This window comes from Escherichia sp. KTE159, from assembly GCF_000408805.1.
Taxonomy (GTDB): domain Bacteria; phylum Pseudomonadota; class Gammaproteobacteria; order Enterobacterales; family Enterobacteriaceae; genus Escherichia; species Escherichia marmotae.
In genome coordinates, this window is record NZ_KE137292.1 from 908096 (window position 1) to 923573 (window position 15478).

A 15478-nucleotide genomic window follows, 5' to 3' on the forward strand; every position below is an offset into this window, starting at 1 on the left:
ACGTGGCTTAACGGGCTGGCGCTTTATCATTCTCACGCTTCACGTTCGGTTTGCCAGAGAATAAAAACTTCAGCAACGGAATGCGTAAATGAATTTCGTACAGAATTATCGCAATCCCTATCACAAATATCAGACCGCAGAGAAAACCAAGCCAATTTGAGGTGATATGCGGGGTGATGTATGCGCCGAAAAAGAGCGTTAACGGGTGGTGAACCAGGTAGATAAACAGCGACGCGTTGACAAAATAAGTTACCCGTGCCGACTGAAAATTAAGCAGGCGGTGGCCGAAGGAGAAGACCACATTAACCATCCACAGTCCGAGCACCATCGTGATCACCGACTCAGTTTCATACATCCAAGCATCGCCACTGCCGTAACGTTGATTGAGCAAATAAGCCATAAATGCCAGTGCTGCCGCGAGGGTACAGCCGCGAGATGGGGTGGTAAACAAAGCTTTAAGGTTAGGAAAAATGAAAGCCAGTGCACCGAGAATAAAGAACGGCATATAAAACAGCGTCTGCATGAAAATAAAATTGAACATGCCATCGCTTAAAATGGGCGGATAAATGATAAATAGTGTTCTTCTTATTGCTGCATAGCCAACACCCAGACAGAAAAATAATATCGATAGCTTAACCATCGAGAAAGATTTATTCGCCTTATCTGAATTTTCTAAATTATTTCTGATGCGCTTAAATATCCACACGCACAGTGTCGTCATAACGACCAGCACCAGTAAAAACCACAGATGCGAGACTAATTCCCAGGCCAGAGTATTATATTTGTCATACAATGATAGCCCAGGCCAGCTTTCCGCTTTGCCTTTGACATATTGCAGCATAATGAATTGCGGCAAGGTGAGCAGGGGAATTGCCGTTAACATCGGGATACCTACGCGCTCAACGCGCACTTTCCACCATTTTTTCAATGGGTAGCGCAAAAACAGCATGTAGGAAAAATACCCGGAAATAACGAAAAATACCTGCATACGGAAGGCGTGGATAAAATCGTTAAAAAGCGTCAGCCACCATGATGGTTCTGCGCTATTCACATGCCAGGTGTGGCTTGAATAAATTAAAGAAATATGAAAAGGGATCCCTAACAACATCAACCATGCGCGGATGGAGTCGAGGAAATATTCACGCTGCGCGGGTACTGGATTCATATATGGTTAACTAATCTCGGATTTTTCGTCTTATCCCGACCGGGTAATGCCTTTAGGCTTTTGCCGTAGCGACACCGACCTGACCACATGTGGCGCAGATTTCAAGTGTGTTTTTATGCGGCATAACCGCTACCACGAACCAAAATGGAAGCGCCTGTAAGACGGTTGATAAATAAATTTGCTGGCAAACCCTACACGAACTCGCTCCTTCTGTCTTTAGGAGAAGCACGGAAAGTGAAAACGGTTGCAATCAGGTGCTTAATCCATGAGCCGGTACGCCGAATAATACCGGGATTCTGTTGTCGGAATGGCTGGTTATCCATTAAAATAGATCGGATCGATATAAGCACACAAAGGGGGAAGTGCTTACTTATTATGAAACATAAACTACAAATGATGAAAATGCGTTGGTTGAGCGCTGCAGTAATGTTAACTCTGTATACATCGCCAGGCTGGGCCTTCAGCATTGACGATGTCGCAAAGCAAGCTCAATCCTTAGCCGGGAAAGGCTATGAGGCACCTAAAAGTAACTTGCCCTCCGTTTTCCGCGACATGAAATACGCGGACTATCAGCAGATCCAGTTTAATCATGACAAAGCCTACTGGAACAATCTGAAGACCCCATTCAAGCTCGAGTTCTACCATCAAGGTATGTACTTCGACACGCCGGTCAAAATCAACGAAGTCACCGCAACGGCAGTAAAAAGAATCAAATACAGTCCGGATTATTTCACTTTCGGTGATGTTCAGCATGACAAAGACACGGTAAAAGACCTTGGCTTCGCCGGTTTTAAAGTGCTTTACCCGATCAACAGCAAAGATAAAAACGATGAAATCGTCAGCATGCTCGGGGCCAGCTATTTTCGCGTGATTGGCGCAGGTCAGGTTTACGGTCTTTCTGCCCGTGGCCTGGCAATTGATACCGCTTTGCCATCCGGTGAAGAATTTCCGCGATTTAAAGAATTCTGGATCGAGCGTCCAAAACCGACTGACAAACGTTTAACGATTTATGCGCTGCTTGATTCGCCGCGTGCGACAGGCGCTTACAAGTTCGTTGTTATGCCGGGACGTGACACGGTTGTTGATGTGCAATCGAAAATTTACCTGCGCGATAAAGTCGGCAAACTGGGCGTTGCACCGTTAACCAGTATGTTCCTGTTCGGGCCGAATCAGCCATCTCCGGCGAATAACTATCGTCCGGAATTGCACGATTCTAACGGCCTTTCTATCCATGCTGGTAACGGTGAGTGGATCTGGCGTCCGCTGAACAACCCGAAACATCTGGCGATCAGCAGTTTCTCGATGGAGAACCCTCAAGGTTTCGGTCTACTGCAACGCGGCCGCGATTTCTCCCGTTTTGAAGATCTCGACGATCGTTATGATTTGCGTCCTAGCGCCTGGGTAACGCCGAAAGGGGAGTGGGGTAAAGGCAGCGTTGAGCTGGTAGAAATTCCAACCAACGATGAAACCAACGATAACATCGTCGCTTACTGGACACCGGATCAGTTGCCGGAGCCGGGCAAAGAGATGAACTTTAAATACACCATCACCTTCAGTCGTGACGAAGACAAACTTCACGCGCCTGATAACGCCTGGGTGCAGCAGACGCGCCGTTCAACGGGCGATGTAAAGCAGTCGAACCTGATTCGCCAGCCTGATGGCACTATTGCCTTTGTGGTCGATTTCACCGGCGCAGAAATGAAAAAACTGCCAGAGGATACGCCGGTCACCGCGCAAACCAGCATTGGCGATAATGGTGAGATTGTCGAAAGCACGGTGCGTTATAACCCGGTTACTAAAGGCTGGCGTCTGGTGATGCGTGTGAAAGTGAAAGATGCCAAGAAAACCACTGAAATGCGTGCTGCGCTGGTGAATGCCGATCAGACGTTGAGTGAAACCTGGAGCTACCAGTTACCTGCCAATGAATAAGACAACCGAGTACATTGACGCAATGCCCATCTCTGCAAGCGAGAAAGCGGCATTGCCGAAGACCGATATCCGCGCTGTTCATCAGGCGCTGGATGCTGAACACCGGATCTATGCGCGGGAGGATGACTCCCCACAAGGCTCGGTAAAGGCACGTCTGGAACAAGCCTGGCCTGATTCGCTTGCTGATGGACAGTTAATTAAAGACGACGAAGGACGCGACCAGCTTCAGGCAATGCCGAAAGCAAAACGCTCCTCTATGTTTCCCGATCCGTGGCGAACTAATCCGGTAGGGCGATTCTGGGATCGTCTGCGTGGGCGCGATGTGACGCCGCGCTATCTGGCCCGGTTGACCAAAGAAGAGCAGGAAAGTGAGCAAAAGTGGCGTACCGTCGGGACAATCCGTCGTTACATCCTGCTTATCCTGACGTTGGCGCAAACTGTTGTCGCCACCTGGTACATGAAGACGATTCTGCCGTATCAGGGATGGGCGTTGATTAATCCGGTTGATATGGTTGGTCAGGATCTGTGGGTTTCCTTCATGCAGCTCCTGCCTTATATGCTGCAAACCGGCATTCTGATCCTCTTCGCTGTTCTTTTCTGTTGGGTGTCTGCCGGGTTCTGGACGGCGCTGATGGGCTTCCTGCAGTTACTTATTGGTCGCGATAAATACAGTATATCTGCGTCAACCGTTGGTGATGAGCCGTTAAATCCGGAGCATCGCACGGCATTGATCATGCCTATTTGTAATGAGGATGTGAACCGCGTCTTTGCAGGCTTGCGCGCAACGTGGGAATCGGTAAAAGCCACCGGCAATGCTCAACATTTTGATGTCTATATTCTGAGTGACAGCTACAACCCAGACATCTGTGTGGCAGAACAAAAAGCGTGGATGGAGCTGATCGCTGAAGTCGGTGGCGAAGGTCAGATTTTCTATCGCCGTCGCCGTCGTCGCGTGAAGCGTAAGAGCGGTAATATCGATGACTTCTGCCGTCGTTGGGGCAGTCAGTACAGCTACATGGTGGTGCTGGATGCCGACTCAGTGATGACCGGTGATTGCTTGTGTGGTCTGGTGCGCCTGATGGAAGCCAATCCGAATGCCGGGATTATCCAGTCTTCACCGAAAGCGTCCGGTATGGATACGCTGTATGCGCGCTGCCAGCAGTTTGCTACCCGTGTCTATGGGCCATTGTTCACTGCCGGTTTGCACTTCTGGCAACTCGGTGAGTCGCACTACTGGGGGCATAACGCGATAATCCGCGTGAAACCGTTTATCGAGCATTGTGCGCTGGCACCGCTGCCTGGTGAAGGATCATTTGCTGGTTCAATTCTTTCGCATGACTTTGTGGAAGCCGCACTGATGCGCCGTGCAGGCTGGGGGGTATGGATTGCTTACGATCTTCCTGGCTCTTATGAAGAGCTGCCGCCTAATCTGCTTGATGAGCTAAAACGTGACCGCCGCTGGTGCCACGGTAACCTGATGAACTTCCGTCTGTTCCTGGTGAAAGGGATGCACCCGGTACACCGCGCGGTGTTCCTGACAGGTGTGATGTCTTATCTTTCCGCACCGCTGTGGTTTATGTTCCTCGCGCTTTCTACCGCATTGCAGGTAGTGCACGCGCTGACCGAGCCGCAATACTTTCTGCAACCACGGCAGTTGTTCCCGGTGTGGCCACAGTGGCGTCCTGAACTGGCTATTGCGCTGTTTGCCTCGACCATGGTGCTGCTGTTCCTGCCGAAGTTGTTGAGTATTTTGCTCATCTGGTGCAAAGGGACGAAAGAGTATGGCGGCTTCTGGCGCGTGACGTTATCGTTGTTGTTAGAAGTGCTGTTCTCCGTGTTGTTGGCACCGGTACGCATGCTGTTTCATACGGTATTCGTGGTCAGCGCCTTCCTCGGTTGGGAAGTGGTGTGGAATTCACCGCAGCGTGATGATGACTCCACTTCCTGGGGCGAAGCGTTTAAACGCCACGGCTCTCAGTTATTGCTGGGGTTAGTGTGGGCGGTCGGTATGGCGTGGCTGGATCTGCGTTTTCTGTTCTGGCTGGCACCGATTGTTTTCTCGTTGATCCTGTCACCGTTTGTTTCGGTGATCTCCAGCCGTACAACCGTTGGTTTGCGCACGAAACGCTGGAAACTGTTCCTGATCCCGGAAGAGTATTCACCGCCGCAGGTACTGGTCGATACCGATCGTTTCCTTGAGATGAACCGTCAACGTTCTCTCGACGATGGCTTTATGCACGCGGTGTTTAATCCGTCGTTTAATGCCCTGGCAATGGCAATGGCCACCGCGCGTCACCGCGCCAGTAAGGTGCTGGAAATCGCCCGCGATCGCCACGTTGAACAGGCGCTGAACGAGACGCCAGAGAAGCTGAATCGCGATCGCCGCCTGGTGCTGTTGAGCGATCCGGTGACCATGGCACGCCTGCATTTCCGTGTGTGGAATTCCCCGGAGAAATATTCTTCATGGGTGAGTTACTACGAAGGGATAAAGCTGAATCCACTGGCATTACGTAAACCGGATGTGGCTTCGCAATAAAGCGTAGTTACCTGCAATATATTGAATTTGCAAGGTTTCGTAGATCGGATAAGGCGTTCACGCCACATCCGGCAAAAACAACGAGCCAATAAAAATACCGGCGTAATGCCGGTATTTTTTTACAGAAGAGGGTACGAATGCGTTTCATTTTGGTAGGCATCATGGTTGCTTTGCTGAGTGGTTGTGGCAGCATCATCAGCCGCACCATACCGGGGCAGGGGCATGGCAATCAATATTATCCAGGTGTGCAATGGGATGTGCGTGACTCCGCATGGCGCTATGTCACGATCCTTGATCTTCCATTCTCTTTAGTCTTTGATACCTTACTGCTGCCGATCGACATTCACCACGGAGCATATGAGTAATTAACGTTCATCCCACTCATCGGCTGCTGTGCGCCCTTCTTCGGTATCCAGCGGAGGCTCAAGCTGGAATTCGCCTTCGTCCCATTCATGCAGAGTATTTTCTTCCTGCCATTCCTGGCGGATTTCAATCTCATCATAATCGCCATCAAATATGCTCTGTGCGGCTTCTCCACTGAACATTGGCAGGCATTCACCTTCTTCGCCTTCATCGGCGTAAAACTCAACCTGCCACATAATGTCGCCATCTTGCAGAATGTATTTTTGGACATTGAACTGTTGCACATTCGCTTCTTCGGCGTCGATGCCGGGATTGTCAGCAAGAAATTCTTCGCGTGCGGCATCAATGGCTTCTTCAAGCGTTGCGTACATAGTCATCACGATTCTCCCTTTGATTTGATGAGGTATTCAGGGAAAGAATAGCTGATTCTCCGCTTTTGCAAGTATGAAAGGCGAAAAATCAGTTCGATACCTGGGGGAATCGACGGCGACGCAGGCTGTTCCAGGAATAGACAGCGTTAAACAGAACGACTCCGGCAGTAACCAGAAATACTGCCCGGAAGCCATAGTTTGCTGAGATAGCGGCCCCCATCAATGGCCCCGTAACGTTGCCAATATCACGAAACGACTGGTTATAACTGAAAATGCGACCGGCGATTTGGTTGGTCGAATTGTAAACCAGCAGCGTCTGTACGGCGGGGAGCAAAGCACCATCTGCAGCACCGAGTAAAAACCGTAAAATCCCCAGTTGCAATGGCGTCTGGACATAAGACATTGGGATCAACAGCAGTACAGAAAAGATCAGCGCAGTTATCAGAATCTTTTCTGGTCCGATTCGATCGCCAAGTTTGCCGAGTCGTGGTGCGCTAAGTAGAGCTGCCACGCCGGGGACTGAGGCGATCATCCCGCTGATAAACGCGATATTACTGACGTTGCCGGCCAGTTCGCGGACATACAGCGTCAGGATTGGGGCGATTGAACCGGTGGCAATCTGGATAATTAACGTCGTGACAAACAGGCTGAGTACCAGTTTTGGGTTTTTAAGTGACGTTACGACTTCCCGCATGTGCAGCATCTCTTTTTTGCTGACCGGTTGGAATTTTTCTTTGATACAAAGTAGGGTGACAAAAAAACAGAGTAGCAGCACGCTAGCGGTGATAAAGAACACCGGACGTAAGCCGTAGCTATCCGCGAGCAGACCGCCAGCCATTGGGCCGAGCAACGCGCCACTAACCCCACCGGTAGAGAGTGTCCCCAGCGCCCAGCCGCTTTTGTTGCGTGGGACCTGGGTGGCGATTAAGGCGTTGGCGTTGGGAACAAATCCACCGAGCAGCCCCAGTAGCGCCCGCAGGATCAGGAACTGCCAGATATTTTGCGCCAACCCCATCAACACCATCACGATGCCCATCCCGAGAGCCGAGCGCAATAGCATAATTTTTCGGCCTTTGCGATCGGCAAGCCCGCCCCAAAACGGGGAGGCGATAGCAGAAAATAAAAAGGTAATACTGAAGACAATTCCGGACCACATATTCAGCTCACTGTGACCGGTGACGCCAAGTTGCTCAACGTAGAGGGGTAAGAACGGCATCACCAGACTGAAGGCGGCGCCGGTGAGAAAACAACCTAGCCAGGCAACGATCAGGTTTCGTTTCCAGTTTATGGAGGTGTCATTATCAGAGGGTGACATAGCAATCCGCTGTTGGTGCGCCAGGCGCGGTGAACATAAGAAGAAAAAATAAGCACACTAATTATGCGCCTGACTTATAGGTGGTGCAACGCAGAGAGCTTTTATCGCTAAATCAGGGGATTTGATGCTGACAGGCCGGATGTGATGCAGGCATCTTATCCGGCCTGTGAATATGTATTAATAGCGAGAAGGTACGCCTTGCGGGCGCGTTTTAAAGCGACGATGCAGCCACATGTACTGTTCCGGCGCCATCATGATGCATTTTTCTACCACTTTATTCATCCACGCAGCGGTGGTTTCAGCGTTATCCAGCGGAGGTGAACACTCTGGCGGCAGCATGATCAATTGATACCCTTTGCCATCTGGCTTACGACGCGGAACAAACGGCACCAGACACGCACCAGACATTCTGGCCAGCATCCAGGTGCCGCTGGTGGTCGCCGCCTGTTCAACGGCAAACAGCGGCACAAAAACGCTTGAGCGTGGACCGTAATCGTGATCTGGTGCATACCAGACCACTTCGCCTTTCTTCAGTGCTTTAATCATTCCTTTTAAATCTTTGCGATCGAGCATCGATTTATTCGAACGCAGACGCCCCCAGGTTTGCAGCCAGTCGATCAATGGATTATCGTTCGGGCGATAGACACCGATACCCGGTTCCTGCATACCAAATTGCCTTGCGCCCAGTTCCAGAGTCAGAAAATGGATGCCAACTAACAGGATGCCGCGCTTTTGTGCCTGCACGTCACGGATATGTTCCATGCCGATCACTTCTGTCCAACGGGCAACCCGACGGTCCGGCCAGAACCATGCCATGCCAGTCTCCATCAGCCCCATGCCAACGGATTCGAAATTCTTCACCACCATTTCACGGCGTTCCTGTTCACTCATCTCCGGGAAGCACAGTTCCAGGTTGCGGTGCACAATTTTGGCGCGTCGTTTCATAAAACGTAACGCCAGTCGTCCCGCCGCGATGCCGAGGCGGTAGATAATTGGGTAGGGTAACTGAACGACCAACCAAAGTACGCCAATACCCAACCAGGTTAACCAATAACGCGGATGAAGCAGTGCGGTGGAGAACTTGGGTAGATTCGTCATATCAATCCTGTCTTTCAACCTATACGGGCAATTGTATGTATTGTCGCATTTTTTCGTCCGCAACCAAAATTTGTGACCGGGGATTGGGTGAAATTGCCGCGCATGTAAACCATTATTAATTTTTAATGTGCAAATGTAGCGTAAAATGTGTGGATGTTAATTATCGATAATTGCTATATGATGCCGCGGATTTTTACTTACCCACCCGCAGGAACCGTACACCATGCCAGTGTTACACAACCGCATTTCTAATGACGCGCTGAAAGCCAAAATGCTGGCCGAGAGCGAACCACGCACCACCATGTCGTTCTATAAATATTTCCAAATTGCCGATCCCAGGGCGACCCGCGATGCTTTATATCAGCTATTTACTGCGTTGAATGTCTTTGGGCGGGTCTATCTGGCACGTGAAGGGATCAACGCACAAATCAGCGTACCGGCGAGCAACGTAGAGACATTTCGCGCACAGCTTTATGCGTTTGACCCTGCTTTAAACGGATTACGTCTGAATATTGCGCTGGATGATGACGGGAAATCCTTCTGGGTGCTGCGCATGAAAGTCCGCGAACGAATTGTTGCCGATGGTATTGACGATCCTCAATTTGACGCCAGTAACGTCGGGGAATATCTACAAGCGGCGGAAGTGAACGCCATGCTTGACGATCCAGATACGCTGTTTATCGACATGCGCAACCACTATGAATACGAAGTGGGGCATTTTGAAAACGCGCTCGAAATTCCGGCTGATACCTTCCGTGAGCAACTGCCGAAAGCGGTTGAGATGATGCAGGCGCATAAAGATAAAAAAATCGTGATGTACTGCACCGGTGGTATTCGTTGCGAAAAGGCCAGTGCCTGGATGAAACATAGCGGATTCAATAAAGTCTGGCATATCGAAGGCGGCATTATTGAATACGCCCGCAAAGCGCGGGAACAAGGTCTGCCGGTCCGCTTTATTGGTAAAAATTTCGTTTTTGATGAGCGGATGGGGGAGCGCATCTCTGATGAAATTATCGCGCATTGTCATCAATGTGGCACACCGTGCGACAGCCATACCAACTGCAAAAATGATGGTTGCCACCTGCTGTTCATTCAGTGTCCGGCGTGCGCCGAGAAATTCAAAGGCTGTTGTAGTGAGATTTGCTGTGAAGAAAGCGCGTTACCGCCAGAAGAACAGCGACGTCTCCGTGCCGGGCGGGAAAATGGCAATAAGATCTTTAATAAATCACGTGGACGCCTGAACACGACACTGGTTATTCCTGATCCAACAGAATAAACATTCGTGCCGGATGCGTGTCATCCGGCAACATCTCAGCACTACTTCTGTTGTATGCCTTCAACCGAAATAATCAGATCAACTTCCTGCGAAGCCGCGCCTAAATCTGTCTTGATATTGAAGTCTTTTAGCTTAATTTTCCCTTCAGCCTCAAAACCCGCACGTTTACCGCCCCATGGATCGTCGCCCTGGCCAATCAATTTCGCTTCCAGCGTTACTGGTTTGGTCACGCCATTCAGCGTCAGATCACCAGTAATATCCAGCTCGTCACCGTTTTTCTTCACGCTGGTGGAGGAGAAGGTTGCCTGCGGATATTTTGCTGTATTAAGGAAATCCGCGCTGCGGAGATGTTTATCGCGCTCGGCGTGATTGGTATCAACACTGGTGGTGTTAATAGTCACATTCACTTTATCGGCTGCAGGATCCTTTTCATCAAACGTAAATGTACCGTCGAAATCTTTAAATGTGCCGTACAACCAACTGTAACCCAGATGCTGGATGCGGAAATTGACAAAGGCGTGCTGGCCTTCTTTGTCAATTTTATAATCGGCGGCGATAGCTGAACCGGCAGAGAACATCAGTGAAGCGAAGGTTAAACCAAGCAGGCTTTTTTTCATTTTTTAAACTCCATAGTCAGATGACGATTTTCCCAGCATGCGCTTCAGGGTGTCGTCTTTATCGATGAAATGATGCTTCAGAGCCATAAATCCGTGCATAACGGACAGAACGACCACGCTCCACGCCAGCCAAAAATGCAGGGCACCGGCTAAGTCAGCCTGCGCGCCAGTATCGGCAAGGGTTGCGGGAACGTCAAACCAGCCAAAAACGCTGATCGGTTTGCCATCGGCGGTAGAGATCAGATAGCCACTGATGCCAATGGCGAAGAGCAAGAGGTACAGCGCAAGATGTCCAGTTTTTGCACCAAGACGAGTCATAAGCGAATAATTTTGCAACGGACCTGGCGGTGGGGATATGACACGCCACAGAATACGAACAACCAGCCCCATCATTAACAGAATACCGATGCTTTTATGCAGTTCTGGTGCTTTGTGATACCAGCCATCGTAATAACTGAGCGTTACCATCCACAGACCCAAAGCAAACATGCCATAGACAATGATTGCACTTAGCCAATGAAAGGCTGTTGATATAACGCCATAGCGTTCAGGGGTATTTGTAAGTGGCATAAGGGCATCCGAAACATATTTGCGAGAGAATGAAAATGGCGTGTCGGAGAATGAATTGCAACTTAAAAATAACAATTCGGATGATATTTATTTTTATTTCAATAATTTTGATTTAATAATGAAGAGATCTTCATAAGTTTAGTTGTTTCAGGATGAGTGAAATCTGGTGAATGCGGTTATTGCAGGAATAAGCTTATTCAAATTTTCACACCAAATGAAAGAGATATTAAATATTTGTCAATTTATGTCAGTGATTACGGGTTAGAAATAAAATACATAGATGAGATCCATAATCGCCAGCAGTGACCAAAGAACAAGATAAAGCATGAAGTGTTCGCGAATATTATTGATGAGATAGTTCACCAAACGACGCATTAAAAAACTCCTGTAAAAACGGCCTCATTTTGGAGGCCGTAATGATGATTATTGGAAGCGGGAAAGTCTGAATGGCGTCAAATCAAAATTGCTTTTTTTGTCTTGTGCAAAGTCAGCGGCTATTTCCCCTAAAACCGACGCAAATTTAAAGCCGTGCCCACTCAGGCCGGTAATCAGCAGCGTATTATCGTGATCGGGCAGGGTATCGATAATAAAATCTTCGTCAGGCGAATTATCATAGGTGCAGGAAGCGCCGTACAGGCAGCAGCCAATACCTGGCAACACCTGGCGCAAGAATGGGAAGGCTTCAGAACCGTCGCTGGTAATTTCCGCAAATGGAACTCGTTCATCCGCGGAATGAATCACCTGACCACCGTTATGTTTACCAATCTTCAGAGCGTCATTTTCGGCAGGAAAACCGTAATATTGATCGCCATTGGGCAGTTCGCCAGTAAACGCCGGAAATTTATTTTTAATGCTATAACGACCATCTGCCTGATACCAGGCAAATACTTTGCGTACTGGCTGAATCGGGAGTTCTGGTAGCAGGTCTTTTACCCAGGTTCCCGCGCAGACGATCGCTTTCTTTGCCTGATACTCGCCATCAGCCGTTGTAATGGTTACGCCGTTGTCATCATGGTGAATAGCGGTGACCGGGCAATTAAACAGTTGCGCGCAGCCAGCTTCATTCGCCAGTTTGATCCAGGTTTTAATCGCCAGTTCACTGCGCAAAAAGCCGGAATCAGCTTCAAATAAGCCGATGTAGTTGTCCGGGACGCGTATTTCCGGCCAGCGGGCCATAATCGCTTGCGCATCCAGTTTTTCGACGTTGAGTTGCCACTGTTCCGCACTGTGGGCAACGTTGGTGAGGAATTTGGAGTCAGATGGACCAAGGTTGATGACGCCAGAGCGCACAAAAATAGGGTCTTCTTCGTTGTAATGGGAGAGTTCATCCCACAACGTTTGCGCGCGAAGCACTAACGGAACATATTTTTCGCCTTCACCATAAGCATGGCGAATTAATCGCGTATCACCGTGGTGACTGCCGTGTTGATGTGGTGGCATATGGGCGTCGGTCATCAGCACTTTCAAACCGGCCTGGGTGGCATAATACCCGGCTGCAGCACCTACGGAACCGCTGCCAATAATGATGAGATCGTATTTCATTTTTTTCTCTCTGCTCTCATGGTACAAGCAGAGTAATTAAGTGAATGCAGATATACAACCCAGAAATGGTAAAGGCACCGGTCAGGTGCCTTTTGGGTGGATGGTCATGTCATGTTAATGACGCCGATACTCATTTACATGGAAATCACCAGATTCAATTTTGGCGATTCCTGCTTCTAATATCGAAATAAATTGTCTGGCAACATCAGTAGTTAACCAGAGTGTCTGACCAACTTCAGTCCCTTCCTGCTCGGACTTATTTGGGGTCTGGTAGTGCAAACGCAACATCAGCGCATCATAGCTATCAACGGTGCTGATGTCCCACCCTACGAGCGGATGAGTCTGAATGACTTCATTGTTTTTTTCCATCATGGCCCCCTAATTCGTGTTACTAGACAACGTTATTCGAGGTTCAATGCGTTTTTATCTGAAGCAACTTCAGTATACCAATAAGTAAGGGTGTTCACCGAATTTTTAAAGGGGGAAAGAGATATTTTTTTGGTTTTAAGATTTATATGAACAATAAAACAGCATGTCATTCATATTTTTTTAGCATATTGTGCAATTATTTTGAGGAAGTGTAGAAGATTTGTACGCAAAATAAAAAAGCCGGGGCGACCCGGCAAAACAAACATTACTGCATATTATTCGCTAACGAACCAGTCATCTGCGCTTTCCCATGTTTCTTGCAGAATTTCGCTAATACGTTGTTTATCTTCTTTTGTCGCGCCAATAACCGATAAATTATTGGCTGAAGCATAACGAACAGACACATGGCTTTCGTTATCAGGAAACGCATACTGAATACGGCGGGAAAGTTCACCTGCCAGAGCGTCAATAGCCCCGGCAGGTAATGGAGAAGTTTTCGCGATGGTGACTTCAATTCTCATAATAGCCCCCTGTTAAATATACTGGTTATTTATACAGGTAAAATAATCTAATGACAACAGGGTGCTACGTTTTTTTATTGTTTAACTGTCCAGCGAACCGTTTCTCCGGCCAGGAATGGCACCAGCGTGTCGTCGGTCAGAGCGATGCTTTCAGCAACTTGTTGCTCTTCGCGTACCAGTTCAATAAACGATTCGTTGACCGGTAAACCATAGAACTGCGGGCCGTTTAAAGAACAGAACGCTTCAAAGTGCTGCAACGCATCCATTTCTTCAAATACAGTGGCGTAACTGCCCAGTGCCGTTGGTGCATTAAAACAGCCTGCACAACCGCAGCTACTCTCTTTGCGATGACGTGCATGTGGTGCGGAGTCAGTCCCGAGAAAAACGCGATTAAAGCCACTGGCGACCAGCTCACGCAGTGCCTGTTGATGCACATTACGTTTGAGAATGGGCAGGCAGTACAGGTGCGGACGTACACCGCCAACCAGCATATGGTTACGATTAAACATCAGATGCTGGGGGGTAATAGTAGCGGCCAGCAATTCATTACCGTCACGAACATATTCGGCAGCATCTTTAGTGGTGATGTGCTCAAAAACCACTTTCAGCGCAGTCAGGCGCTGGCGCAGTGGCTCCATAACCGTTTCAATAAAGCGGGCTTCACGGTCAAAAATGTCGATATCGGCGTGTGTAACTTCTCCGTGCACCAGCAGCGGCATGCCAATTTTTTCCATTCGCTCAAGTACCGGCATGATAGTGTCAACCGACGTCACACCGTGGCTGGAGTTGGTGGTAGCGTTTGCCGGGTAAAGTTTTGCCGCGGTGAACACGCCTTCGTTAAATCCACGCTCCAATTCATTGGGGGCCAGCGAATCTGTTAAATAACAGGTCATCAGCGGGGTGAAATCGTGTCCGGCAGGTACGGCGTCAAGAATACGCTGGCGATACGCTACGGCAGCTTCGACGGTCGTTATGGGCGGAGCCAGATTGGGCATAACGATGGCCCGGCCATAAGTTTTGCTGGTATACGGCACGACAGTTTTTAACATGTCGCCATCGCGGAGGTGAAGGTGCCAGTCGTCTGGGCGGCGGATCTTTAATACCTGGGATGGTGCAGTCATTAATCTCTATGCTCCGGCTGAAGGGATGTTTTTGCCGGACACAAAGGATAAGCGGAAACGTTTTCCTTTGCACGAAAAATAAAGGGCGCGAATGCGCCCTTCGTGTTTAATCAGTAAACGGAATGACAATTTCGCCAGGTTTCACCTCAATACCTTTCGCCAGTTTTTTCGCCATTGCTTCACCCTGACTACCATCTTCGCGCAGAATGTAAGCCGGTTGCTGGTTGAAGTAATTGCGTAGTGCCTGGTTCAAATAGGGAAGCAATGTTTGCATTACCGTTTGCATTTTTTCTGGCTGCACCGTTGCGTCGACCACTTCCATCTCTTTCAGGAAGATCGCGCCTTTTTCTTTATCAAACACCGGCAGCGCCTTCAGCTTCAGTTTCATGGTTGCTTTCTGGCTGCCGAAAAGAGAGTTCATATCCAGATTGGCATCACCGGTTAAGGTGATCTTATTTGGCTCTTCGCGGCCAATTTGACTGGCCAGATTTGTCAGAACGATATGGGCATCAGCCACACCGGGCAAACCGATATCTTTTGAGAAATTATTATGTTTCGCAAGCGACTGGTTAATTTCTTGTTCGCTAATCGTGTACTGGGTGAGTTGATTACAGCCAACGAGCAGGCCGCTGATGATCAATGCAGTGGCAAATAAAAACTTGTTCATGGTAGTCCTCGACATGAA

The 15478-nt window shown here is 49.0% G+C and carries 16 protein-coding genes; 4 read left to right on the forward strand and 12 right to left on the reverse strand.

Features of this window, described 5'->3' with window-relative positions; translation table 11 throughout:
- Window positions 1-7: 7 nt before the first annotated feature.
- On the reverse strand, window positions 8-1165 hold the full coding sequence (gene mdoC / locus A31E_RS17225) for a glucans biosynthesis protein MdoC (protein WP_001516166.1): 1158 nt from the start codon (window positions 1163-1165) through the stop codon (window positions 8-10).
- A gap of 393 nt (window positions 1166-1558) precedes the next feature.
- Here mdoC and mdoG point away from each other — a divergent pair, with 393 nt between their 5' ends.
- The 3 genes from mdoG to A31E_RS17210 all read left to right on the forward strand — a co-directional run bounded on the left by mdoG (window position 1559) and on the right by A31E_RS17210 (window position 5995).
- The gene (gene mdoG, locus A31E_RS17220) at window positions 1559-3094 is read left to right on the forward strand and encodes a glucans biosynthesis protein MdoG (protein WP_010377222.1); all 1536 of its coding nucleotides are present in this window, start codon (window positions 1559-1561) and stop codon (window positions 3092-3094) included.
- The gene (gene mdoH, locus A31E_RS17215) at window positions 3087-5630 is read left to right on the forward strand and encodes a glucans biosynthesis glucosyltransferase MdoH (protein ID WP_010377224.1); all 2544 of its coding nucleotides are present in this window, start codon (window positions 3087-3089) and stop codon (window positions 5628-5630) included. Before mdoG ends, mdoH begins: the two co-directional genes overlap by 8 nt.
- A gap of 137 nt (window positions 5631-5767) precedes the next feature.
- The gene (locus A31E_RS17210; RefSeq protein ID WP_001211026.1) at window positions 5768-5995 is read left to right on the forward strand and encodes a YceK/YidQ family lipoprotein; all 228 of its coding nucleotides are present in this window, start codon (window positions 5768-5770) and stop codon (window positions 5993-5995) included.
- Here A31E_RS17210 and A31E_RS17205 read toward each other — a convergent pair whose 3' ends face one another.
- From A31E_RS17205 to lpxL, 3 genes are all read right to left on the reverse strand, one after another.
- Entirely contained in the window at window positions 5996-6370 is a 375-nt protein-coding gene (locus tag A31E_RS17205; RefSeq protein WP_001516169.1) for a MysB family protein, read from the reverse strand.
- 82 nt (window positions 6371-6452) lie between these two features.
- Complete coding sequence (mdtG, locus tag A31E_RS17200; protein ID WP_016248582.1) at window positions 6453-7679, reverse strand: multidrug efflux MFS transporter MdtG; 1227 nt, start codon at window positions 7677-7679, stop codon at window positions 6453-6455.
- Window positions 7680-7856: 177 nt separating this feature from the next.
- A complete protein-coding gene (gene lpxL / locus A31E_RS17195) occupies window positions 7857-8777 on the reverse strand; it encodes a kdo(2)-lipid IV(A) lauroyltransferase (protein WP_001516170.1) in 921 nt (306 codons plus the stop codon).
- A 223-nt stretch (window positions 8778-9000) separates the two neighbouring features.
- Here lpxL and A31E_RS17190 point away from each other — a divergent pair, with 223 nt between their 5' ends.
- On the forward strand, window positions 9001-10053 hold the full coding sequence (locus tag A31E_RS17190; RefSeq protein WP_001144620.1) for an oxygen-dependent tRNA uridine(34) hydroxylase TrhO: 1053 nt from the start codon (window positions 9001-9003) through the stop codon (window positions 10051-10053).
- Between the two features lie 41 nt (window positions 10054-10094).
- Here the strand turns inward: A31E_RS17190 and A31E_RS17185 are convergent, their stop codons facing one another.
- The 8 genes from A31E_RS17185 to A31E_RS17155 all read right to left on the reverse strand — a co-directional run bounded on the left by A31E_RS17185 (window position 10095) and on the right by A31E_RS17155 (window position 15460).
- Window positions 10095-10670: a YceI family protein gene (locus A31E_RS17185; RefSeq protein WP_000749251.1), complete on the reverse strand. Its 576-nt coding sequence runs from the start codon at window positions 10668-10670 to the stop codon at window positions 10095-10097.
- 3 nt (window positions 10671-10673) lie between these two features.
- Window positions 10674-11240 (reverse strand): cytochrome b, encoded by a 567-nt coding sequence (locus A31E_RS17180; RefSeq protein WP_010377234.1) that lies wholly within the window; start codon window positions 11238-11240, stop codon window positions 10674-10676.
- Window positions 11241-11501: 261 nt separating this feature from the next.
- Window positions 11502-11615, reverse strand: coding sequence for a YceO family protein (locus A31E_RS23950; protein ID WP_001253738.1), 114 nt, complete (start codon window positions 11613-11615; stop codon window positions 11502-11504).
- A gap of 48 nt (window positions 11616-11663) precedes the next feature.
- A complete protein-coding gene (solA, locus tag A31E_RS17175; RefSeq protein ID WP_016248583.1) occupies window positions 11664-12782 on the reverse strand; it encodes an N-methyl-L-tryptophan oxidase in 1119 nt (372 codons plus the stop codon).
- 114 nt (window positions 12783-12896) lie between these two features.
- Window positions 12897-13151, reverse strand: a complete 255-nt coding sequence (gene bssS, locus A31E_RS17170; RefSeq protein ID WP_000414435.1) for a biofilm formation regulator BssS — start codon at window positions 13149-13151, stop codon at window positions 12897-12899.
- A gap of 275 nt (window positions 13152-13426) precedes the next feature.
- On the reverse strand, window positions 13427-13672 hold the full coding sequence (dinI, locus tag A31E_RS17165) for a DNA damage-inducible protein I (RefSeq protein ID WP_001217758.1): 246 nt from the start codon (window positions 13670-13672) through the stop codon (window positions 13427-13429).
- Window positions 13673-13746: 74 nt separating this feature from the next.
- Window positions 13747-14793, reverse strand: coding sequence for a dihydroorotase (gene pyrC, locus A31E_RS17160; RefSeq protein ID WP_000126569.1), 1047 nt, complete (start codon window positions 14791-14793; stop codon window positions 13747-13749).
- Between the two features lie 106 nt (window positions 14794-14899).
- Window positions 14900-15460, reverse strand: coding sequence for a lipoprotein (locus A31E_RS17155; protein ID WP_016248584.1), 561 nt, complete (start codon window positions 15458-15460; stop codon window positions 14900-14902).
- Window positions 15461-15478 lie beyond the last annotated feature (18 nt).